Below are 23,911 nucleotides of genomic sequence, written 5' to 3'. Positions count from 1 at the left end.
TTTACACCACCAGATCAATTTGCTGCACCAGTATCGGCCTGGCTTCATCAGTAAACGCCAGGCCACTACGTTGTATCTCACCCTGTTTTTGCTGTTGTTTGTCCAGCAGAGGCATTGGCGTGGCGGCCGAGCTTACTGAAAACGCACCCAATTTAGCCGCATCCATACTAAGCAGTTGTTGTTTTGGCCGCCATAAATACAGGTATTGCCAAATATCATCAGCGGGGTCGATAAAGCCATTGCCGTTATCGTCAAATTTTGCCAGCTCGGCAAAGCCCTGGCCGCTTTGTGGGCCAAATAACTCAGTACCATTATTGACCCGTTGGTCGTTGTTGCGATCATAAGCCAGATAAAACTGCTGCGCCGCCAGCTGTGGCAATTGCACGCTGCTGCCATTACTAAACAAATCAAACTCAGTTCGGTTGTCGGTGAGTTTAGCCGCACTGTTGTCCAGACTTACAATTAACGGGTCTTGCAGCGGCTGCTCGGTGTAGCTGTAGCGGGCCCAGCTTACCTGCATGCTAAATTCAAAGGCAAAACTGACACTGCTGCCATCCTGCATTTGCAGCTGGCCACTAAAATTAGCCTGTACAGACTGGTAACCCAATTCCCATTCGGTGGTGGCGATGCGTTGGCCGCTATTGTCTACTTGCTGCTGATTACCACTAACAAACAAGCTTTCGCTACTAAAATTGGCGGTAAAAACAGTAGTTTCAATTTCAGAGTTAAGCCGGCTATTGCTCTGTGCTGGTGGTGCTGCCTGCGCCGGCTTTTGCCAGTCACTATGGTGCTGACCCAGTTTGGCGAGCAGGTGTTTTACCATGCCAAAAGTTTGGTAGGCATTAAATAGCGTGCCATCATCGGCAGTGAAATCGTCTTCGGTTAAGGCGGCGTTTGGCGCTAGCTCTGGTACGACCGGAGCTGGGCGGTTTTCATTGCTTAGTAACTGCTGTTTGCGACCATAAGCAAGGTACTTTTGTTCGGCAACCGCAAACTGTTGCGAAGCAGATGTAATGTCCATCTAAGGCTCCACAAAGGTGTTTCAGTTATACGGTTATCGGTAGCTGCTGGTTAAAACTTGAGCAGTATTTTCTGCCTAATCTTTAACGTATTGATCAGGCAGAGATTTAAGTGCGTTATTTATTCTGTGTAATGCTGAACTGATACGCGTGGCGGGCCAGCGCTGTGGCATTGCCGGTTTGGTAGGTATCTACCTGCATAAGGCCGTCGCTACTGAGGCTAAACACCCGAAACATGGCGCTGTGTTGTGTTTCATCCGGAATTTTAGTGCGTTCCAGCGCCGGTATATGCAGGTAATGCACCTCGCCAAGCTGTTTTGAGTGCTGTACGCGGTTCATATCCATATGCAAATCGCCGGATATCACCGCCGCCAGATTAGGCTGGGCAATAACGTCGGCAAAACCGGGGTGATGAATGCCTTTTTCGGCGTTTTCCGGATAAACACCGGCCTGAGCGCCATGCACGATTAACAGCACCGGTTTAGGTTGTAACTGCTTTAGCTGGTTTAACATCCAACTGATACCGTTATCGTTAAAGTCGCGGCCGTGATCGGGCGAGGCAAGCACTAACGCTACGGTGTCAAATTCCAGTACATAGCTTGGCGAGTCCAACGTGATTTTGCCGTTATTCCAGCTGTTAGCGTACTGCATAAAACGCTCTACCGTGCTGCCGTGTTCTTCATTGCCCATGATTGGATAAAACGGCAGGGTTAACTGTTGCAGCACCGGCGTGGCATTGTCGTATTGCACCAATGTGCCCTTGTGGGCAATATCACCTACTCCAATGATGAAATCGAGTTTAGTCTGTGTTGCCAGCCGGTTAATATCGGCAACCGCTGCGGCCATGTTGGGAAACTGCGGCTCGGGTTTCGGCTCGGCATCCCCCAGCACAGCAAAGCGCAGCACCACATTTTCTGTTGCGGCGGCAGTTGTCTGGTCGGTTTTCGTCGTTTCAGCCGGTGAGCAGGCCAGCAGCGCAGTGCTAAGTAATAATGCCTGGCACAGGGTGTTAATCAGTTTCATCGAAGATCCTTGGTGGCTAAGTTGAGGTTAGTTAAAATTAAACAGGCCTTTAAAGCTGCTGGGGATTAAGCCGGTCCAGCGTTTAAAAGCACGGCGGAAGTTATGCTCGTCGGAGTAGCCCAGCTTTAATGCCAGCTGCCGGTTGGAGTAGTGGCCCTGCTGCAGTAATTGCTGCGCCGCGTCGCGGCGCACCTCGTCCAGCAAGCCGGCGAAGTTAGTCTGATGTTGGCTGAGTTGGCGCTTTAAGCTGCTACTGCTGAGCCCGAGAGCGGCGGCGACCTGTTCCTGGCTCAGCAGCTGCGGCAGAGCGCGGCGTTGCAGGCGGCAGATACGCTCCGGTAAAGCGCGCTGCGGGGGCAGCACACGGTTAAGCTGGCGACAGGTGCGCCGCGCCGCGTTAAATTCTGCTGCGTTGGCATGATTAAACTCTTGCTGCCACAAAGCGAGTGGAATACTGATGCTGTCTGCGACCTGGTTAAAGCTGAGGTTTATTCCGCCAAAAAGTTGCTGCTGCAACGCAGGCGACTCTGCACTTTGTTGCAACTGCAGGCTGATGCCGTCCAGTGTGCCCAATTGTTGTTTTATCAGGCCAAGTAATAGTGCGCACAACGCGGTTAACATAAACGCCTGCTGGTTTGCTAAACCCAGCGCCGGTTTAAACTCCAGCACTATGCAGTGCTGTTGTTGATACAGCCTGGCATAGAAGCAAGGAAACAGCTGATGGCGAAAATAGTACAGCTGCTTTAGTGCCTGACGCAGGTTTTTTGCATATTGCAGGCTTTGACACAGCGAAATATAACGGCTGTTCAGTAAGGCGCTGCCCAGCAGATAAGGCAGCTCCGGGCTGTTTACCTGCTGGCGGCAATTTTGCAGCAGCATTAACCAGTCAGTATGGTGCAGTCGGCCAAGCGGTTTATGTAAGTCTTGTGCAAAAATACTGCTGCCGCTTAACAGCTTATGCAGCGCCGCGCCGCGTCGTTGCGCCAGCGCCAACAGTTCAGTGCAGCCGTGTTGCAACAGCAGAACTTTGTCCTGATAGCCAAAGTGGCGCCGCCTCATCAGCTGGGCTGAAACTTAACTGTGCCGGCCGTTTTAGCCTGCGCCATAACAGTCGCTGCCTGTTGCAGCGCGGCTTGGGCGCTGTGTTGTTGCACCGCCATTTCTGCCAGTGTAAGCATAGGCTCGTGCTCTGCATCAGCCAGTTGTGCTAATTGCTGGCGTAAATGCTGCGCCATAATCTGCGCCTGTTTCAGGGCTGTGTTAGGTAAAACTGCAATAAAGCGGTCGCCGGCGTAGCGGCATACCACATCACTGTGCCGTAGTTGACTGCTGAGTAATTCACTTAACCGGCTAAGGTAAGTGTCGCCGGCGGCCATACCATGGCGGCGGTTAAAACCAGCAAAGTTATCGATGTTCAGCACCAGTAAACTTAAACTTTTGTGCTGACTTTGGTGCAGTTCTATTTCGCGCTGCAATACGGCTTGCAGGTACTCAATGCCGTACAGTTGGGTTAACGGGTCAATCAGTTGATGATCACGCAAAAACAGCTCGCGGCCGCGCAGCTGACGGTTAATAGCCCGTTGTTCGCGATGCCAGCCTACCAGGCCATAAGTCAGGATCAGCATACCAACCGGCGCCGGTAAAGACTCCAGCCAGCTCATCAGCCGGATATGCTCTGGGTAGCGGATAAATTCGTCCAGCAAGTCGAGAAAATAAGAATACACCAACAGCAAACTGCCGTAGTACAGCCACTCGGTAACCCGGCCTGCAGGGCGGCTGCTGATAATCAGCCCCAGCCAGCCAATGGCAACCAGCAGGGTGGTGCCCTCACCCAAAATATCCAGAGCGTCAAACGCATTACTGTGTTTGGCGTTGCCGCTATTCACTGCCAGCAACAAGCCGGTTAACAGCAACAGCAGGCTAAACAGCATTTTATAGCGATGTTGTCGCCACATAGTCATGTTATCCGCGCAAATAAATGTAATTTTCCGCTGCCTGTATGACAGCGGGATGACAGGTTTTGGCTTTAGGTGAACCTGGTTGCGCCGTTAAGACCCGGGTCACAATCGCGCATGGCGTGATGTTAACAAACGGCATTTTGTCATATGCCAGTAGCACAATAGCCGGTAATGATTAGCCGCAAACTTAAGAGCAACCTATGAAGCTGACTTACCAGAAAAATACCCGACGTACTCTGCTGGCTTGTGCCGTTGGCCTGGCTTGTGCCAACTTAGCCGGCCCGGCATTGGCAGATGCTGATGTACAGGGACGCATAACCGACAACCGCAGTAACCTGCTAAGTGGTGCTGAAGTCAGCATTCCTGAATTGCAGCTGCGTCGCACCACTGCAGCAGATGGCCGTTTTTATTTCGCTCAACTGCCAGCAGGCACTTATACCCTACTGATAAATTATCTGGGCGCTATGCCGGAAACCAAGGTATTGGTGATTGGTGATGCTGAGCAGCGCCTCGGCGATATTAAGTTGTTGTCTGCCAGCGAGGCGGTGGAGCATATTGAAGTGGTGGGCCAGTCGGGTGCGGTAAGTAAAGCACTAAACCGCCAGCGCAATGCCGGTGGCATTATTACCGTGGCCAGCAAGGATGAAATGGGTCAGTTTCCTGACAGCAATGTCAGTGAAGCGCTACAACGCTTAGCGGGATTGTCGGTAGAGCGCGATCAGGGCGAAGGCCGTTTTGTGCGCGTGCGCGGCTTAGCACCGGATTATAACGCTGTAACCTATAACGGTACTCAGTTGGCGGCACCGGAAGCTGGCCGCAGGGCCGTCGCACTGGATGTGATCCCATCAGACTTACTCGAATCGGTAGAAGTTAACAAAACTCTGACGCCCGACATGCCGGCCGGCTCATTAGGCGGCACGGTTGAAATTAAAAGCTTGTCTGCATTTGATCGCAGCAACGATTTTTATTCCTTTACCGCAGAAGCCGGCTATAACGAGCTGCAAAGCAAAACCAGCCCGAAAGTGTCCGGCGTGTTTAGCAAGATACTTGATGCCGGTGGTGAAACCGACAGCTTAGGTGTTGCCATTGCCGCCAGTTATGCCGGGCGTAAATTTGGCTCAGAGAACGTCGAAACCGGCGGTAGCTGGGATTTTGACAACGGGCTGGAAGAGTTTGAACTGCGTGACTACAGCATTGAGCGTGAGCGTATCGGCCTGGCACTGAATGTGGATTACCGGCCGGGTAACAATAACGAGTATTACCTGCGTAGCCTGTATAGCCGGTTTAGCGATACTGAAACGCGTCAGGGCCTGATAGTGGAACTGGCCGATGCGCTATTTGCCGGTGTAAACGGCGAAGCAACGCTTATCCGCTCACTGAAACAGCGTGAAGAAACCCAAAGCATCAGCGCTCTGGTGGTTGGCACCAAACAAACCGCGGGTAACTGGGAATGGTTGCTGGAAGCCGGCGCCAGCCAGGCAGATGAAAATACGCCGTTTAACATCGCTGCAGCTGATTTTGAACAGGAGCTTGACGAAGGCGTCGGCTTTACCGGCAGCAGTATTTTGCGATTAACCGCTCCGGCCGAAGCAATTCTCGCTGATGGCTATGAATTAAAAGAAGTGGAAATGGGCGATACTTACGCGAAAGAAACCGAGCGTAATATTAAGTTTGATGTAAGCCGTGAGATCATTCAGCGCCACGGCAGTGTGCTGCTAAAAGCCGGCGCCAAGTTCAGCCAGCGCGAGAAACGTGCCGAAGAGGATGTCTGGCTGTTCGAAGACTTCGCCGATTTGGGTATTAACGCCCTTAGCCTGAGCGATTACGCCGGCGGTACGGTAGATTACGGCTTAAGTAATATGGGGCCGGCGATTAACAGCGGTAGTATTTATCAGTTGGTGGCAAGCCTCAACCGCGATGATTTTATTGACGACGTTGAGTCGCAAATAAATGATTACCAGGTAGATGAAGATATTAGTGCCGCTTATTTTATGGCGCAGTGGGAGCGCGACAACTGGCAGTTGATCACGGGTGTGCGTTACGAACATGAAAAACGTCAGGCAACCGGTAGTCGCTATGATGCTATAGAAGAAGTATTCAGTGCCAACCGGGTGAACAGCTCTGAAGGCTACTGGTTACCGGCCGTGGTTGGGCGTTACAACCTGTCGGAGCAAAGTATTGTGCGGGCGGCGTTCAGTACCGGTTTGGTCAGGCCTAACTTTGAACAGCTATCGCCGGCGTTTATTCTGGAAGAGGATGATGATGAGCTCGAAGCTGCCTTTGGCAACCCGCAGTTAAAAGCCCTGACGTCGGATAATTTCGATCTGGGTATTGAGCATTATGCCGATAAACTCGGTGTGCTTTCTGCCATGTTGTTTTACAAGCAAATTGACAATTTTATTTATGAAGCCGATTTGGCCGGCCGCGGTGAATATAGCAGCTTTGCCAAAGCAGAGACCTTTGTTAACGGTGGTAAAGCGGACTTATACGGCCTGGAGTTGAATGCTATTCATAAGCTGTCTGGGCATGATAGCTGGTTGGATAACCTGTTGTTGTCTGCCAACCTGACGCTAACCGATTCTGCGGCCGATATTGAATGGTTTGACGATGGCGCCTTGTTAAGCCGTGAAGTGGCGCTACCGAGCCAGTCAGATAAAACCGCTAACCTGAGTCTGGGTTATGAAACTGAAGTGATTAGTCTGCGGCTGGCGGCCAACTATAAGTCGAAATATCTGGCTGAAGTGGGCGATGTGACCGAGGCGGCCTATGATGTGTATTCCGATGACCATATGCAGCTGGATTTTACCGGCAAATGGACAGTCCGGCGCGGCATGCAGCTGTACTTCAATGTCATCAATCTGAATGACGAACCTTACTATGCCTATACCGGCCGTAAGCCGTATAACTTCCAGTATGAGCAATATGGCCGCACCTTTGTGCTGGGCGTACAAATTACTAACTGGTAAGCCGCTGCGGCACAAGGACTACATGATGTTATCAACTAAAAAAATGTTTTTATTACCTGCTGTCAGCCTGGCGCTGGCGGCGCTGCTCAGTGCCTGTCAGGCCGGCACTGAGCAAACGGTGCAACCAGCAGCACAGGTATTGGCGGTTAATGCCAGCCATTACCACAATGTGCAAATAGCGGGTACTGAGTATCAGCTGTTTACTGACGCCACAGGCTTGCAGGTACAACAGGGCGCTACAGTACTTAGCCGTTACGACGGCGCTTTTATCCGCCTGACACTGCAACCGATGGATGACAGCAGCTTGCTGCTGGCGGCAATGGATGACAACAGCAACAGCTTGTATGTCTGGCGTTTTGCCCCGGCAGAGCCAACTGTGCTGCAGCTGATGCAGCAACAGTTGATCAGTAGCCGTGTGGTAGATGATTTATGCTTTTATCGCAGCAGCGAAAATCAGCAGCTGAGCTTATTTTTGCTCGGTGGTCGTGGTGGCGCAGATCAGTTGCTGTTACAACAGCAACAACAGTGGTTGGCCGAACCGCTGGTGGTACGTGAACTGAATGTGCCTTACGACAGCACTGCCTGTGCGGTAGATCATATCGCCGGTGCGCTGTATATCGCCGAAGCAGACCGCGCTATCTGGCGCTACCAGGCTGAACCTGAAGCCGATGAAGGCCGCAGTTTGCTGCAGGTAAATACGCCATTTGGCCAGTTGCAGGGCGAAGTAAAAGCGCTGCAAACGTTACCTGACGGCAGCTTGCTGGCGCTGGAGGAAGAGCCGGTGCGGTTGTTACATATCAGCAGCGATGGGCAGTTGCTCAGCGCTATGCCGGTGCCGGCACTTAAAGAGGCCAGCGGCTTAAGTGTAAGTATGACAACTAATACCACGACAGCCTATATCAGCACTGAGGACGCCGCCCCTGTACAACAGCTGGCGCTAACGCTGCCTGTTATGGCAAAGCGCACTGAAAAAGCAGCCGTAATGCAGATAATGCCTGGCTTACAAACCGAGCCTGCCAGTCAGCGTGGCGATGTTATGGATGACCCGGCGGTATGGCATCATCCGGCGCAGCCTGAACTTAGCCTGATCCTCGGCACCGATAAACGTGCAGGACTGGATGTGTACAATATGCAGGGTAAGCGGGTACAGCAGCTTAGCGTAGGGCGGTTAAATAATGTTGATGTACGTTATGGCCTGAACTGGCAAGGGGCTGCGCACGATATCGCGGTAGCCAGTTTGCGTGATGATAACAGCCTGCAGCTGTTTGCTATTGATGCTACCGGCAAGTTGCACAACGCCGGCAAGATAGCTACCGGTATGGACGATATTTACGGCCTGTGTATGTATCACAGTAGCCAAAATAACCAACACTATGTGTTTGTAAATGATAAGTCCGGCTTAATTCAGCAGTATCAAATCGGCAGTGATGGCAAAAACTGGCAGGGCAGCTTAGTGCGCTCGTTGCAGGTACCGTCGCAACCGGAGGGCTGTGTTGCTGATGATAAACGCGGCCTGTTATTTGTTGGTGAGGAAGACGAAGCCATCTGGCGTTTTGCCGCCGCTGCCAATGCGGATATCACAGGTGAGGCCATAATACGCGTAGATGGCGAGCGGCTGGTAGATGATATTGAGGGCATTGCGCTGGCAGAGCATAACGGCAGCAGTTATTTGCTGGTATCAAGCCAGGGTAATGACAGCTACATGCTGTATGACGCTGCGCCCCCTTATACTGAACGCTTGCACTTTCGCATCAGCACTAACCCGCAATCAGGTATAGATGGTGTTTCTGAAACCGACGGTCTGGAAGTAACCACCCGCTCGTTGGGGCCGGGGTTTGAGCAAGGAGCGTTGATCGTGCAGGATGGCCGAAATCGCATGCCGGAGCAGGGGCAAAACCTGAAACTGGTGCCTTGGGTGGACATATTGCAACTGCTGGAATAGTTACCACAGCCAAGGCCGCTTGCATTGCAGCCTTGGCGGTTTTTATTAGCGTTTATCCGCTATTGATTGGCTTTACCAGAATTTTGCCTTATTCAGTAAGGTATTCATTCACCAGCGGCAGTGTAATTAGTACCATAAAGCCGGAAACACGGCCACGCTTGACAATATTTTGCAGGAAGGATGACAGTAAGCTTGTTAGCTTTTTATTGTCATCAATAAGCCGTATTGCAGGCATACTTCTTCCCGCTGGCTTTAGCGCAATAAGCTTAATTTATAGCTATAGTTTTCGTCGGGCTCTGCTATTAATAGATAGTTGCTGCCAGTTACGAATTGTTCAAAGTCGGTCTCGGCCAGCAAGGTTTTATTGCTATTGCTGTCCGTATGAACCAGCAACACACGGTACTCACCATCAGGCAATGATATAGCTGTCTGCGCCGCGTATTTAAGTGAGCTGATGTAGAGATCGGTGGTATCAATAGTTTGACTTGGCGCTACAAAATACAGGCTTAACGCAGTGTAATCAGCGATAACGTTGACAACATTAATGTCAAAGTCATAGATTTGTGGCAACAAGCTTTCTTCAACCACAATAGCACTGGCCGCATTGTATTCGTTGGTGTAGAGCACCATAGCTTTGCTTTCTCCCTGATTTAAGGTAAGCAGGGCGTTTTTAATTACTATGGCGTTACTACTGTCTGTGGCCGTGAGCCGGTAGTCAGCTGCATCTAGCTGAACATAATCACTAAAGGTGTCGCTACTCAGTTCTGTTAATAGCGTTTCGTTGTTTAGCATTACTTGGGTGTTTAACAAATTATCGATACTATTATACAGCCGGAATTGGGCGACTGCGTCCAGATCGCTCAATGTGGATACGGTGGTGCTATTGCCAATAATATCAACGGCAATATTACCCCGCAGTGGTCCTGACGCTAATCTTGGCACCAATACATATTCCGTTAAATAACTAAAATGGTAGGTTGGTGAGATAAAAACCGGCTCGCGGCTGCCGGCGTCGGTCAAGTATATTTTGTAGTTACCCAATGCAAATTCTACAGGTTCACTGATCTGTTGATAGCTAAGTGTCGTGACTAAGGTGGCATCAGCAAAAGCTTGCTCAGAGTTGCTGATGTATAAATCGTAACTGTGGTCAGCGCTAAGTAAATTGGCAACGTAAAGCTTGAAATTGTCGGTCAGGCTGTCATCCCGCAAAAAGGCAATATGCAGTAGATCTGGTGAGGCGTAATCATCACTTAGCAGCAAAAGATGCTTATAGCTTTGTTTCAGCTCAATTTCGCTCTCCAGTACACTGACATCATCGCCGCTACTATTTAACCGGCTTAGCGTAAATTGGTACGTATCTGGGGTGTAATCAACGAGTGATGTCGCGTCAGTGTAGCTAGCACTGCCAATAAGATAGCTACTATCATCGCTATCGGTCAGTATCAGGCGGGTGTTGGCGCTATTTGCTGAGCCATTGTAAAGCTGAATATAGCTGGAGGTATAAGTTGAAGATGTGTCGTCAGAGCTACTGCCGCAACCAGTTAACATAACCAGTTGGCTAAATACTAAACACGGGGTAAGAAAACGCATAAAACCTCATTCAAATATAGTTAGGAATGAGCGGTAAGAGGTATTAAAGGCTAATCAGTTCATTTCTTTACGCAGCTTTGCACTTTCTGACATTTCTTGACATTGAGCTGTAAAAAAAAGCAATTGCGAGGCATTTTTGCTAAATGCGCTGGCGTAGCAACCATGTAAAAAGTAGGAAACAGGCTGCGTTAATGGCAGCCAGCGATGTACAAGAGTAATTAATTTAATTTGGCTGCCAGACAGCGTTCGACAATATTCTTTATTTTCAAAGGTGAAAACGGCTTTGCTATAAAACCGCTGGCACCGGCAGCAATGCTGTTACGCACATTTTCCACCGAGTTGTGTGCTGTTACCATCACAACATGGGTTTTATCAGCCTGGGTTTTAATTTGTTGCAATAGATGTTGGCCGTTAATATCGGGCAGTTCAATATCCAGAAACACTAAATCGTGATGTTTCTCACCGAATGCCTGTAAACCTCGTTTACCGTCAGCGGCCTCATGTATTGTGCTAATACCCAAATGCATAAGCGTTTGGCGCAGGTATTCGCGTACTGTGTAAGCATCGTCAATTATCAGCACAGAGCATTGTTGTTGTGTCATAGCCATCCTTGCTGTTATTAAACACATGGTTAAAGATTTCGCACTGTAGTAAGGCTCAAATTTCACTGAAACGGAAAAATTAGCTTATGGTAGCCAGTTTAGCTGAATTTCAGATGAACTGAATGCAAATTGAAAATAAATGACAAAATGCTGGTTAGCTTAGATTTAGGCAGTTATGCGATGAAGAAATATTTTATTAATTTCATTGATTTATAGTAGTTTGTTGCTATTTTTACAACGGATTAACTAACTTATAGCATGGAGCCATCGTTATGCGTCGCAATACTCCAGTTACCAATACTGAACGAACTTTTCCGCCTAATCAAAAACTTATCTCTAATACCGACCTCAATGGCACTATCAGGCATTGTAACGACGCTTTTATTGCTATAAGTGGTTTTAGCAAAGATGAGCTTATCGGACAACCGCACAATATAGTGCGTCACCCAGATATGCCGCCTTTGGCCTACAAAATTATGTGGGAGCATTTAAAAGCCGGCAAGCCATGGATGGGCCTGGTAAAAAACCGCAGTAAAAACGGTGATTACTATTGGGTTGATGCTTATGTTACCCCTGTAACAGAGAACGGCAGGGTTGTGGGTTATGAGTCGGTACGTTCTTGTCCATCACGCACTGATATTCAGCGGGCTGAAAAGCTGTATGCGAGCATTAATAGTGGTAAATTCCGAGCCGGGCGTTTTCAACTAGGGCTGGCTAATGCCGTGCTTGGTGTTGCTTTATTGGTAACTGCTGGGCTGTATTATGTGGGTATGTCAGGGACATCTGAGCTAATGCTATTGGGTACGCTTCTTGGTTATGTCGTGTGGGCGAATTACAATAAAAAGAGCGCGTTGGATAGCGTTAAGGCGTTGTTAGCAAACTCGTTTCATCATGAACTTGCAGTGCAAACCTTCACCGATGATGGCCTCGATGTTGGCGAGTTAAAAGTTGCCATAATGAGTTCAAAGGCGCATTTAGGGGCAGTGCTTAGCCGGATGGAAGATGCGGCGAAAAGCGTGTCATCACAATCTGACCGTGGATTAGGGTTGGCACAATCGTCGATGAAACTGATACAGCGCCAGCAGCAGGAGACCGAGCAAGCAGCCACGGCGATGCATCAAATGACGACAACCATTGCAGAGGTATCTAAACATGTGCAAGAAACGGCACAGCAAGCCGAGCAGTCAAATGACCTTGCCGGACGCAGTAGGCAAACCGCCGCCGTCACCCGAAAAGCCATTGAGGCATTACGCCAAACGGTGACAGAGATCAGCAATTCGGTTACTGAGGTATCTGAACAAACCAAAAAAATTGCTACTGTGGCACAGATGATTGAGCAAATTGCTGAGCAAACTAATTTATTAGCTCTGAATGCAGCTATTGAGGCCGCTCGCGCGGGTGAACAAGGCAGGGGCTTTGCTGTGGTAGCGGATGAGGTACGCAATCTGGCACAAAGAACGCAAAACTCAACAAAGGAAATTCATCAGATCATAAGCGATTTAACGCTCCGTGCTGATACCGCCGTGCGAGTAGCGCAAAGCGGCACTGCCGGCGCAGAGACCGGGCTGTCGCGGGTAAAGGAAACGGAAGAAATGCTAAATGGTATTTCTGATGCCGTCGGTAGTATCGCAAATATGTCTATTCAGATGGCGGCAGCGGTAGAGCAACAGGCCAACGTGGCTGAAGAAGTAAATCAACAAGTGGTGAATATTTCTGGTTTGGCCAACAGTAGTCTGGCCGAAGCTGGCAACTCAGCCGATAGTATTAAACAGTTGCAGCTGTTATCGAATGAGTTACATGAGTTGGTTGTGCGGTTTGCTCGCTGATTTGGCGAATTTAATTGTGGATAAATAAAAAGGCCAGCGAATGCTGGCCTTTGTTTTTTTAACATAAAATATCGGTTACACAGTGATATTAATGTTCTGTCCCAGGTTACCTACCGGGGCAGAGGCTTGAATTTGCGCTGAAGACTGCACAGCGCCTTGCAACAATGTCATTGCCATTTTAGCTTCTTGATTTTGCTGCTTTTTTGCCATTGCAGCGCCAAGCACTTCAAAACCCTGGGCTGATGACGCAGCGCCAACGGACTGACTCATAGTTACCTCCTATGCCAATTCCTCATGACTATAACGGCAGTAGCAACATTTACTTTAGCCAATTTTCAAATTTTTAATCAGGTAAATAAATAATGCCGCCCGTTTAAATGGGCGGCATGTCAGTTAGCGACAGTTTGATTCGGCTTGATAAGGGCTAAGACGCCCGCACCAGTGCCGTTTGCTGTGCCTTAATTTGCGAATGTGACAACGCGGGCACTGGCAAGGTGTTGTTGCTGGCCACTACCGGTTTGAATGAACGCACCGGCCGGGTTGGCCCCTTTTTTACCAAGCCCTTGTAAAGCGGTTCAGCTTTTACTACCGACTTACCCAAGCGAGCTGCAATGACTGCCTGAATATCGGCTGCAGTGTAGCCCGCTTTTATTTTCATGCGCAGATAGGGCACACCAGCGGCGTCCAAAGCGCCGTTAACAAACCAATCCGGCACTGCCTTATGGCCTTCTTTGCTGGTATTGTTAACTAAATCCAACACCGCGATTACGCTGAGATCATTAGGATCGCACAGCACAAAATCGAGGTATTTAGCGTTAAGCTTTTGCATGGTACTGGCCCGGGTTTTGTCGCTGATACCCGTTTTTAGCTCCATTACATCAGCCAGCTTTACCCGGTTAAGTACTTTATATTCATTGGCAACGGCTTTTTCCAACAGCTGCATAAAAGAGCGCTCTACCGGACTAAATAAAGTGGCTTTTTTCTGCAGTGGAAACGGATTGCCACTGTCAATAAAACGGCTGGCGACCATCGCGACCACTATAACCAAGAGTAAAATTAATAGCAGGACAAACTCCATGCACACCTCCGACAGAAAATTGACCCGGTGTCTGCGACACCACAATACTGTGATATTTAAAGCATAAGTTGTGCCAAGGTTTAACTGGTGTTTTTGATGTAACTATTGATGCTGCGAATGGCAGGCATTGTTTGCATTGATACATTTTATAAGTAAAAAGCGCTTATAGTTAGTGCGTATTCCTGATCCCAACTGGCTGCATTGGCCGTGCGGGTATTGGCAGCAAAAAAGGACAGACTTATGACTACAAGCATTAGCCGTGCCGGTTTAACTATCAACGCGCCGTTACATGATGGCTACGACACTATTTTGACTGAGCAGGCGTGCGCTTTGTTGGCAGAGCTTACGCGAGAATTTCGCCCGCGGCTTAAAGCCTTGTTGGCCGAGCGGCAAACCACGCAGCAGCGCTATGATGGGGGCGGCTTACCCGATTTTCTGCCGCAAACGGCCAATATTCGCCAATCTGACTGGCAGGTAGCTGCAATACCCGCAGATTTGCAAGATCGAAGGGTTGAAATCACCGGCCCGGTTGACCGCAAGATGATTATTAATGCCTTAAATGCTGATGTAAAAGTGTTTATGGCCGATTTTGAAGACTCGCAGGCACCAAGCTGGACCGGCGTTATCGAGGGGCAGATCAACCTGCGCGACGCTAACCTTGGCACTATCAGCTATACCGATGCGCAAAGCGGTAAACACTATGCACTGCAAGACAACCCAGCGCTGTTAATTGCCAGAGTACGGGGTTTGCACTTGTGGGAAAAGCATCTGTTAGTTGATGGTGAACACATTCCCGGCGGCTTAATGGATTTTGCGCTGTATTTCCTGCACAACTACCAAACCCGACTGGCCAATGATAGTGGTGTTTATTACTACGTACCCAAACTGCAAAGCCATTTGGAAGCCAAATGGTGGGATGATGTGTTTCGTTACACCGAGCAAAAATTTAGCCAGCCAATTGGTACCGTGCGTGCCACGGTGTTAATAGAAACGCTGCCGGCGGTGTTTGAGATGGATGAAATTCTGTATATGCTGCGCGACCACATAGTGGCGCTTAACTGTGGCCGATGGGATTATATTTTTAGCTATATCAAAACATTAAATAACCACCCGGACCGCATACTGCCCGACCGGCAAGTGGTGACCATGAAGCAACCGTTTTTAAATGCCTATTCGCGCTTATTGGTTAAAACCTGTCATAAACGCGGTGCATTGGCAATGGGAGGCATGGCAGCCTTTATCCCCGCAAAAGATGCGGCAGAAAATGCCGCTATATTAGCCAAAGTTACTGCAGATAAAGAGTTGGAAGCCAGTAACGGCCATGACGGCACCTGGGTGGCACATCCGGGATTGGCGGCTACAGCCAATGCTGTTTTTAACAACTATCTTAGCGGCGGTAAGAAAAACCAACTTGATGTCAGCCGCAATGCTGATGAGGAGATTAGCGCGGCGCAGCTGCTTGAGCCTTGCGATGGCGAGCGCACGGAAGAGGGCATGCGCACTAACATTCGGGTAGCGCTGCAATATATTGCTGCTTGGATCAGCGGTAAAGGCTGTGTGCCAATCTACGGTTTGATGGAAGATGCGGCCACTGCAGAGATTTCGCGCACCTCGATTTGGCAGTGGATTAAACATGGTAAGAGCTTGTCTAATGGCAAGCTGATCACCAAAACCTTATTTGCTTCTATGCTAGAGGAAGAAGCAAAAGTGGTGCGGGCAGAGGTAGGCGAAACGCTATGGGCAGAGCAAAACTTTGTCCGGGCGCAAACTTTACTGCTTGATATCACGACTTCTGATCAGCTGGTAGATTTCCTGACCCTGCCAGCTTATCAGTTACTTGATTAAACCTGAGTAAACCACATAAAAAAGGCGCTGACTTGCTGACAGCGCCTTTTTTATGTGGTTGAAAACTGCAGATTAATGATGGACGGGCTGGAACCCCGTTTTGGTCGGCACAGAGTGTCTGAGTGAGTGCGCCAGCGCGAGCGAGTTGCTGTGACGAGCCAAGGCGGGTGTTGCAGCACGTCCTTAAGCATATATGCCTGGAATAAAACGCTTTTCCTCTTTCGCCGGGGCAACTCGCCCTTATGCCTACGGCAGGGCTCAGACACTCCCCGACTCTTTCGAAAAAGGTTTTATCCCTGCATGGTGGGTTTAGTTTAATTCATCTGCGGTTTCAACAATCAGCCGGCGGAACCAGATATGGCTGGCATCCTGATGCAGTAGCGGGCTCCAAATCATTTTCAGTTCAATTGATGGTATGGCAAAGGGGGGATCCATAATCGCCATCGTCGGGTCATTCTCATACAGCTTAGCGGCGCGGCTGGGCAGGGTGGCAATTAAATCTATGCCTACCGCCAGGTGCATTGCGACATGATAGTTACGGGTAAAAACCGAGATATTACGCTGCTTGCCCAGTTTTGCCAGGGCTTCATCTACCCAACCTAGTTTTTGCACATCTTTCGGGTCCATGCCCACGCCAACACCAAAGCCGGTTTTACTCACCCAAATATGCTGTGCTTTTAAATAGCTGTCTAAGTTGAAGTTTTTCAGCACAGGGTTTTGCGTGTTAATTAAGCAGGAGAAGCTATCGCGCCAGACGGTTTTTTGGTGAAACGACTGCGGTAACTGATCAAAGCGGTTAATCGCCATATCGACTTTGCCGTTTTCAACATCATGAAAGGTTACATCTGATGGCGTCATAATATCCAGGCTGGTGTGCGGCGCCAGTACACGCATTTTTTTTAGCAGTGCCGGTATTAAAGTAGAAGCGGCGTAATCACTGGCCATAATGCGAAATACACGCTGGCTGTTGAGCGGCTCAAAGTCTTTGTTTGGTTGCAGGGTTTCTTCTAGCGTCAATAATACGCCGCGCACTACTGGTGCCAGCTCGCGGGCGCGTTCGGTCGGCACCATGCCGCCAGAGGTGCGTACTAAAATAGGATCGTTAAGTAAATCACGCAGCCGTTTTAAACCGTTGCTCATTGCTGGCTGGGTTATGTTCAGCTGGTTAGCGGCGCGGGTAACGTTTTTCTCACGCAGTAATACGTCTAAGTACACCAGCAGGTTTAAATCCATCTTGTTAATATTCATCAGTTTAATAACCCAGCTTATTTGTATCACTGGTCTGAATCATAGCATTAGCCACCAGAGTCGCGTCAAGCCAACTTTAGTATTAATGCCGTGAATGGCCAGCATAACAAAAATCACCTTTATGAATTATAGCAATGAAACCTATAGTGTAAGGCAACAGGTAACACATCAGCCTGGGAACAGTCAGCGTCCGGCAAGCCGGACAACAGCAATAAGAGGATACTGCTATGTCAGCTTACCAAGATGCAATACAACACATCACTCAGTTACGTCAGCAGAGCGGTGAAGCCTGGGCGGCGATAAACCCGGAGTCAGCTGCCAGAATGAGAGCGCAGAACCGTTTTCACACCGGGCTGGATATCGCTAAATATACGGCGAAAATTATGCGCGCTGACATGGCTGCTTATGATGCTGACAGCAGCCAGTACACCCAATCGTTAGGTTGCTGGCATGGTTTTGTCGGTCAACAAAAACTGATCGCTATTAAGAAACATTTCGGCACTACTAAAAGAAAGTACCTGTACTTGTCTGGTTGGATGATAGCGGCACTGCGTTCAGACTTCGGTCCGTTGCCGGACCAGTCAATGCATGAAAAAACCGCGGTACCGGCCTTAATCGAAGAGCTGTATACCTTTTTAAAGCAAGCTGATGCCCGTGAGTTGGGCGGCTTATTCCGTGAGTTGGATACCGCTAAAGCCGCTGGAGACAGCGCCAAGGAAGCTGCTATTCAAAGCAAAATTGATAACTTTGAAACCCATGTAGTGCCGATTATTGCTGACATTGATGCTGGCTTTGGTAACGAAGAAGCGACTTATTTGCTGGCGAAGAAAATGATAGAAGCCGGTGCTTGCGCTATTCAGATTGAAAACCAGGTATCGGATGAAAAGCAGTGCGGCCACCAGGACGGTAAAGTTACCGTGCCACATGCTGACTTCTTAGCCAAGATTAACGCTGTGCGTTATGCCTTTTTAGAGCTGGGAGTTGATGATGGCATTATCGTAGCACGCACCGATTCCTTAGGTGCTGGCTTAACCAAGCAAATTGCTGTTACCAACGCGCCGGGTGATTTAGGCGATTTATACAACAGTTTCTTAGATGGAGATGTAATAAGTGGTGCCGACGATATTGCCAACGGCGATGTGGTGGTAAAAGCCAATGGCAAGCTGTTAAAACCGAAACGTTTAGCCAGTGGCTTATTTCAGTTTAAGCAAGGCAGTGGTATCGACCGTGTAGTGCTGGACTGTATTACCTCACTGCAGCATGGTGCCGATTTATTGTGGATTGAAACCGAAAAGCCGCATGTTGGCCAAATTGCTGAAATGGTAAACCGCATTCGTGAAGTGGTGCCTAATGCTAAGCTGGTGTACAACAACAGCCCCAGCTTTAACTGGACACTGAACTTCCGTCAGCAGGTGTTTGATGCGTGGCAGGCGGCCGGTAAAGATGTAGCAGCTTACGAGCGCGCTCAGTTGATGAGTGCCGATTACGACGCGACTGAGCTGGCGCTGGAAGCCGATAACCGTATTCGCACCTTCCAGGCTGATAGTGCGCGTGAAGCCGGTATTTTCCATCATCTGATCACGTTACCTACTTATCATACTGCCGCGCTGTCGACGGACAATCTGGCGAAAGAGTATTTTGGTGCTGCCGGTATGCTGGGTTATGTCGAAGGGGTACAACGTAAAGAAATACGCCAAGGTATTGCCTGTGTTAAACACCAGAATATGTCTGGTTCGGATATGGGCGACGACCACAAAGAGTATTTCTCTGGTGAAGCAGCGTTAAAGGCCGGTGGTGCACATAACACCATGAATCAGTTCTAAATGTTAAGTTAGCTTTTACACTACGTGGTCAGGAAACTGACAGTTTGGGCAGCCATTGGCTGCCTTTTTTTGTTTTAAATGTCATAAAAAATTCATCACTGCTTTCTTTTTAGCCACATTGTTTGCAATAGTGTGTGCGTAGTCTGACTGCTGTAGCCAAGACTCTACGTTTATAACAACAACCATGAGAATAATAACAATGCATAAAAACAGCGTTTCACTTTGTTTGCTTGCCGGCGTTTGTTTTACGGCACAAGCAACAGTATTAAATGGTGGCTTTGAGCAATGGAGCGCCAATCAGCCGCTCGATTGGAGCCAAATTGACAGTGGCATCACGCTAAGTCCATCCAACACAATTAAGCTGGCTGGCGCTAGGGCTGCAGCCGTCAATGTAAACACCACAGACCAGGCTAATACCGACTTACGTCAGTCGGTCAATGTTAGCGCTGGCCAGACGTATAACTTCAGCACTGCGGTGTATCACACTGAAGGCAATATGCGCGCCCGGCTTTATGTAAACGGCTATCAGGGCTATTCGAACGAGCAGCTTACCGGACAGTGGCAAACGCTGAGTTACAACTACACGGCGGCTAGTACTGGCACTATCGAGATTGGTCTGCGCTTTTATGACGTCAGCGGCTTTGACGGCAGTGAGTTGGTATATGTTGATGACTTCCAGCCTACCTCCACGCCTGTTGAACCACCGCCAGCCGGTTGCGCGGCAACAACGGCAACTTTCTCCTTAACCACAGACAGGTATGCCAGTGAAACCAGCTGGCAGCTAACAGATGGCAATAACCAACAGGCTTATGCCAGTGGCAACCTGAGTAACAACACCAGCTACACCGAACAGTGGTGTCTGGCTGATGGCGATTATAGCTTCCGCATAGATGACAGCTATGGCGATGGTATTTGTTGTAGTTTTGGCAGTGGTAGCTATAGCCTGAGCATAAACGGTACTGAAGTATTCAGTGGCGCTAGTTTCACCTATCAGCAAAGTCATGCATTTACGGTGGGTAACAGCGGCGGCAGCGCTGATCTGGATGCATATTACGCTGATGCGGCAGGGTTAACTGGCTATACCCTAAAAACAGCGTTGCATAATATTATTAGCAGCCATACGGCGCAGGGTTACAGTGCGTTATGGACGTTTTATACCGTCAATGAGCTGGACAATTACTATGAGCAGGATGGCTCTATTTTGGATATTTACTCCGAAAACCCGGCGGCAACTGACGCTTATGTTTATGTGGCTAGTGTTAATCAGTGTGGTAGCTACAACAGTGAAGCGGATTGTTATAACCGAGAGCATTCGTTTCCACGTAGCTGGTTTGGCGGTGCGATAGAACCAATGAACTCAGATGTGCATCATATCTTTGCCACTGACGGTTTTGTCAACTCAAAGCGCAGCAGCTTTCCGTATGGTAAAGTCGGCAGCGCCAGTTACACCTCGACCAACGGCTCTAAATTGGGTGCAGCATTAAGCAGCAGTGGTTATAACGGCACGGTATTTGAACCAATCGACGAGTTTAAAGGTGATATTGCCCGGGCGTACTTTTATATGGCGACCCGCTATCAGGATCAGCTAACAGGCTGGCAAAATAACAGCACTGAAGCCAATGCGGCGCTTAACGGCAGTAGTACCCAGGTATTTGAAAGCTGGCTATTACAGCTGTTAAAGCAGTGGCATCAGTTGGACCCGGTTAGCCAGAAAGAACGTGACCGCAATGATGCAGCTTATGAATATCAGGGTAACCGCAACCCTTTTATTGATTACCCGCAGTTTGTTAGCGCCATCTGGGGCAATTGATACAAAAACGCCAGCGTGTAGCTGGCGTTTTTTTGCCTGTTAGTCGAATTAATAGCGTTGTCTGACGTAACTGACGACATCTTGATATTTATCTTGCATCAGGCGGATGTATTCATTAATTACTGCCCAGTCGCTCTCTTCGGCCGCTTTCTCCAGCTTTAAAGCATCGGTTGCCAGGCTCAGGGCGCCAACACTTTTTGCCACCGACTTAAACTGATGTGCAATAGCCCGAACCGCGCTGCGATCCTGATTTTCAGCTCCAGCCGTCATGTTACTGAGTAATTCTGCTGCATGTTTAACAAAGTAGTTTAAGTACTCTTCGTGCTTTGCCGGATCGTTGCCAAGGAAATTAGCGATTGTAGTAAAGCATATTGGCGAACTGCTTTGGTTATTGTCATTGCTCGCGCTAACTGCTGTTTTTGGTTCGGCTGGGTGGGGTAGCCAACGCGTTAGCATAATCTCCAGCGTGGCTAATTCAATGGGCTTGGTAATGTATCCATCCATGCCGACGCTGAGGCACTTTTGCTCTTCACCTTTGAGCGCATTTGCGGTTACGGCTACGATTCGGGTGAATTCGGCACCTTCACTTAAATGTAAGCTTTCTTTGCGGATAGCAGCCGCTAAATCATAACCACTCATATTGGGCATATGTAAATCCGTTAGCAGCAGCGGATAGTGATACTGGCGCCATTTCTCCAGCGCTATAGCACCATCATCGGCAACTTCAACGGCATAGCCTAAGGCATTTAATTGCTCAACTATAACGCGCTGGTTCATAAGATTATCTTCAGCTAGCAGTACCAGCCGGCGTTGCTTGCGCGCCTCTTCTTGTGTAGGTGCTAACCGCGCCTGACTAAAGTCGTTACCGGCGTAAACTGGCTTGGCCTTGCGCCTTGCGGCAATTAATACCGCTTCGAATAAATGGCTGCGGCAGATAGGTGAGCTGTGCAGATAATATACCTGATCATTGCTGCGCTCAGATAACTCAACCTGATTCGTTATAACAACAAATTGCACCTGGCTCATAGCATCAAGTTGACGTAGCTGATCTATCTCGTTAGCCGAGATCTGCTCATAAGTTGCATCCAGTACCCATACCGCGGCTTGTTTAGGCGGCAAAGGTCGCATGGCTTTAGCTTTTTGCAGCAAGGTGGCAAAGTCGCTGGCAATATCCAGATCTGCACCGGTATGGCTAAAATAGGCGCTCAGGTGCAGGCTGTTGTGCGGATCTGCACTGAACAAAAACAAATGAATATCATGCAATAATTCTTTATCAAGATACTTGATTTCGTCTGAACGGCGCATTGGAATGCTGACAACAAACTCGGTGCCTTCATCTACCTTGCTGTTGACGTTAATGTCGCCATACATCAGGTTGGTGAGCCGTTGGCAAATAGATAAACCTAACCCGGTGCCGCCAAACTTACGTGTAATAGAGCCTTCAGCTTGGTTGAATGGTTGAAATACGTAGTTAATTTGGCGCTGTGTCATGCCTTTGCCATTGTCAATTACGCTAAACTGAATTTGGCTAAAATCGATATTTTCTTCAAGCAACTCGGCTTTAATAATAACCAGCCCGGTCTTTTCCGGCGTGGTTTGGGTAAATTTAATAGCATTGCCAGCCAGATTATACAGAATTTGCCGTAAGCGCACCGGATCACCCACCAGACCGTCGGGTATGCGCGGGTCAATAAATAACTTTAAATCAATTTGCCGCTGATGCGCGACTGAAACCAATATACGGCCTACTGCTTCAATAATTTCCACCAATGACAGGGGAATGGTCTCAAGTTCTAACTTACCGGCTTCAATTTTAGAAAAGTCTAAAATGTCGTCCAAAATACGCAGCAGTGAAAAAGATGATTCACGCACGGTATCGGTCATACGAAACTGCGAAGTGGATAGTTGGGTTTTACGCAGTAAATCTATGGTGCCGATAATGCCATTCATCGGCGTGCGAATTTCATGGCTCATAGTGGCCAGAAAGGTGGATTTAGCTTCGTTGGCTTTTTCTGCTGTCAGTTTCGCGGTTTCCAGCGCATCAGTGCGCTCTTTGATGCGGGTATCTACTTCGCGTTTTAGGTTTTTGATGTTGAGCTCAGATTCAGCCAGCGCCTCTTGCGTGTGCTCTATACGGCGAAATAGCTGGTTAATGTAGCTACCCAGCGTGCCGTAACTGTCCTGAGCATGGCTGTCTACGCTACTATTGTATTGCTCTTTATCCAGTGCTTGGCGGGTACCTGCTAGCAGCGGTTCCATACGGCGGCTAAAAAAGCCAGAAATAGCATAGGCAAAAAAGCCACTCAGTAATAAACCCAGTGCCAGGCTGATAATAAAAACCACTACAGCAGGCCAATAAGTGGCCACTTTTAATTGTTGTACATAAATAAGTATTGCAAGTTTTTGATTGGGCAGCTTAACCAGATGATTAACAACCAGGTAGCTATTTTGTATCTCGGCCAGCTCTTGCCATTGCGGCTGAGGCACGAAACCTGGCACGCTGTTCGTGTTGGCAATGAGTTCAGCTTGTTGATTCTCGGAGGTAACATAAAGGTAAATCGCGCGGTCAGTATTGCCGTCGCGGGTTTGAAATAATATTTGTTCTGCGCTGGCAATGTTGTTTTGCAACAGCTCCGGTTGCAAAGCCCGGCCTAACAAGCGGGTGTCGGCACTAAGTCGGTCAAGTTGTTGCTCATTTAAACCACGTTCAGGCTGGTTGATAAAGACAAAGAGTGCGGCCTGCGCTAGCAGTGTCAAAATGGACAGCAGTATCAGACGTTTAAAAATCGGTTTACTAAACGAGGTATTTTCCATTAGTTTTCCAACAATTTGCTGCTATATCAGCAGGCTTAAAAGTGCTCAGACTGCATTTTAACAAGTTTTCATAATTTAGGTAGCAGCTTGTCTTTGATCTGGCCGGATTTACGTTTAACAGCCGTTATTGTTGTTTCTGTCAGCATGTTGCTCAACTATTAAGCTAACGCACCGCAAGCACTAAAATATTTATTGACTTAAGATGGCAAAATCCGTTTAATACGACCCGCGTTGCCCAGATAGCTCAGTCGGTAGAGCAGCGGATTGAAAATCCGCGTGTCGGTGGTTCGATTCCGCCTCTGGGCACCATAATTTAGGTGCTAAGCTGTTGCAAAGTAACATATAAAAACAGCTTTTTGTATAGTGA

At 48.7% G+C, this 23,911-nt stretch carries 17 protein-coding genes and 1 tRNA gene; 7 read left to right on the top strand and 11 right to left on the bottom strand.

All coding sequences use genetic code 11. The features are described from left to right. Position 1: 1 nt before the first annotated feature. From I4W93_RS14990 to I4W93_RS14975, 4 genes are all read right to left on the bottom strand, one after another. Complete coding sequence (locus tag I4W93_RS14990) at positions 2-1,021, bottom strand: SPM autocatalytic domain-containing protein (RefSeq protein ID WP_224673475.1); 1,020 nt, start codon at positions 1,019-1,021, stop codon at positions 2-4. Positions 1,022-1,136: 115 nt separating this feature from the next. Next, positions 1,137-2,042 carry a metallophosphoesterase family protein gene (locus I4W93_RS14985; protein WP_205312372.1) on the bottom strand — a complete coding sequence of 302 codons (906 nt, stop codon included), beginning with the start codon at positions 2,040-2,042 and terminating at the stop codon, positions 1,137-1,139. A 27-nt stretch (positions 2,043-2,069) separates the two neighbouring features. Continuing rightward, positions 2,070-3,101, bottom strand: a complete 1,032-nt coding sequence (locus tag I4W93_RS14980; RefSeq protein ID WP_205312371.1) for a helix-turn-helix transcriptional regulator — start codon at positions 3,099-3,101, stop codon at positions 2,070-2,072. Next, entirely contained in the window at positions 3,101-4,003 is a 903-nt protein-coding gene (locus I4W93_RS14975; protein ID WP_224673474.1) for a GGDEF domain-containing protein, read from the bottom strand. The genes I4W93_RS14980 and I4W93_RS14975 overlap by 1 nt, the downstream gene beginning before the upstream one ends. A 197-nt stretch (positions 4,004-4,200) precedes the next feature. Here I4W93_RS14975 and I4W93_RS14970 point away from each other — a divergent pair, with 197 nt between their 5' ends. Next, the gene (locus tag I4W93_RS14970; protein ID WP_205312369.1) at positions 4,201-6,966 is read left to right on the top strand and encodes a TonB-dependent receptor; all 2,766 of its coding nucleotides are present in this window, start codon (positions 4,201-4,203) and stop codon (positions 6,964-6,966) included. 22 nt (positions 6,967-6,988) lie between these two features. Further along, positions 6,989-8,908, top strand: a complete 1,920-nt coding sequence (locus tag I4W93_RS14965; RefSeq protein WP_224673473.1) for a phytase — start codon at positions 6,989-6,991, stop codon at positions 8,906-8,908. An 88-nt stretch (positions 8,909-8,996) separates the two neighbouring features. Here the strand turns inward: I4W93_RS14965 and I4W93_RS14960 are convergent, their stop codons facing one another. The 3 genes from I4W93_RS14960 to I4W93_RS14950 all read right to left on the bottom strand — a co-directional run bounded on the left by I4W93_RS14960 (position 8,997) and on the right by I4W93_RS14950 (position 11,100). Next, positions 8,997-9,143 carry a hypothetical protein gene (locus I4W93_RS14960; protein ID WP_205312367.1) on the bottom strand — a complete coding sequence of 49 codons (147 nt, stop codon included), beginning with the start codon at positions 9,141-9,143 and terminating at the stop codon, positions 8,997-8,999. Between the two features lie 17 nt (positions 9,144-9,160). Further along, on the bottom strand, positions 9,161-10,498 hold the full coding sequence (locus I4W93_RS14955; protein ID WP_205312366.1) for a DUF4397 domain-containing protein: 1,338 nt from the start codon (positions 10,496-10,498) through the stop codon (positions 9,161-9,163). 218 nt (positions 10,499-10,716) lie between these two features. Continuing rightward, positions 10,717-11,100 (bottom strand): response regulator, encoded by a 384-nt coding sequence (locus tag I4W93_RS14950; RefSeq protein ID WP_205312365.1) that lies wholly within the window; start codon positions 11,098-11,100, stop codon positions 10,717-10,719. A gap of 272 nt (positions 11,101-11,372) precedes the next feature. Between I4W93_RS14950 and I4W93_RS14945 the strand changes: the two genes are divergently transcribed. After that, a complete protein-coding gene (locus I4W93_RS14945) occupies positions 11,373-12,926 on the top strand; it encodes a methyl-accepting chemotaxis protein (RefSeq protein WP_205312364.1) in 1,554 nt (517 codons plus the stop codon). Positions 12,927-13,001: 75 nt separating this feature from the next. On the opposite strand, the gene I4W93_RS14940 is transcribed toward I4W93_RS14945, so the two are convergent. Both I4W93_RS14940 and I4W93_RS14935 read right to left on the bottom strand, forming a co-directional pair. After that, the gene (locus I4W93_RS14940) at positions 13,002-13,196 is read right to left on the bottom strand and encodes a hypothetical protein (protein ID WP_205312363.1); all 195 of its coding nucleotides are present in this window, start codon (positions 13,194-13,196) and stop codon (positions 13,002-13,004) included. A gap of 154 nt (positions 13,197-13,350) precedes the next feature. Continuing rightward, positions 13,351-14,004, bottom strand: a complete 654-nt coding sequence (locus I4W93_RS14935) for a DUF2726 domain-containing protein (RefSeq protein WP_205312362.1) — start codon at positions 14,002-14,004, stop codon at positions 13,351-13,353. Positions 14,005-14,244: 240 nt separating this feature from the next. Here I4W93_RS14935 and aceB point away from each other — a divergent pair, with 240 nt between their 5' ends. Beyond that, a complete protein-coding gene (aceB, locus tag I4W93_RS14930; protein WP_205312361.1) occupies positions 14,245-15,849 on the top strand; it encodes a malate synthase A in 1,605 nt (534 codons plus the stop codon). Positions 15,850-16,158: 309 nt separating this feature from the next. Here the strand turns inward: aceB and I4W93_RS14925 are convergent, their stop codons facing one another. Further along, the gene (locus I4W93_RS14925) at positions 16,159-17,097 is read right to left on the bottom strand and encodes a LysR family transcriptional regulator (RefSeq protein ID WP_205312360.1); all 939 of its coding nucleotides are present in this window, start codon (positions 17,095-17,097) and stop codon (positions 16,159-16,161) included. Between the two features lie 227 nt (positions 17,098-17,324). On the opposite strand from I4W93_RS14925, the gene I4W93_RS14920 reads away from it, so the two are divergent. Then, positions 17,325-18,920: an isocitrate lyase gene (locus I4W93_RS14920; RefSeq protein ID WP_205312359.1), complete on the top strand. Its 1,596-nt coding sequence runs from the start codon at positions 17,325-17,327 to the stop codon at positions 18,918-18,920. Between the two features lie 199 nt (positions 18,921-19,119). Beyond that, a complete protein-coding gene (locus tag I4W93_RS14915) occupies positions 19,120-20,730 on the top strand; it encodes an endonuclease (RefSeq protein ID WP_224673472.1) in 1,611 nt (536 codons plus the stop codon). A 48-nt stretch (positions 20,731-20,778) separates the two neighbouring features. On the opposite strand, the gene I4W93_RS14910 is transcribed toward I4W93_RS14915, so the two are convergent. Next, positions 20,779-23,544, bottom strand: coding sequence for a hybrid sensor histidine kinase/response regulator (locus tag I4W93_RS14910; RefSeq protein ID WP_205312357.1), 2,766 nt, complete (start codon positions 23,542-23,544; stop codon positions 20,779-20,781). A gap of 233 nt (positions 23,545-23,777) precedes the next feature. Here I4W93_RS14910 and I4W93_RS14905 point away from each other — a divergent pair. Beyond that, a tRNA-Phe gene (locus I4W93_RS14905) sits at positions 23,778-23,853 on the top strand. Positions 23,854-23,911: the final 58 nt, after the last annotated feature.

It is taken from the genome of Rheinheimera maricola (assembly GCF_016918075.2).
Classification (GTDB): Bacteria; Pseudomonadota; Gammaproteobacteria; order Enterobacterales; family Alteromonadaceae; genus Alishewanella; species Alishewanella maricola_A.
Note: the sequence above shows the minus strand (reverse complement) of the source record. Positions and strands in the feature narration are given on the sequence as shown.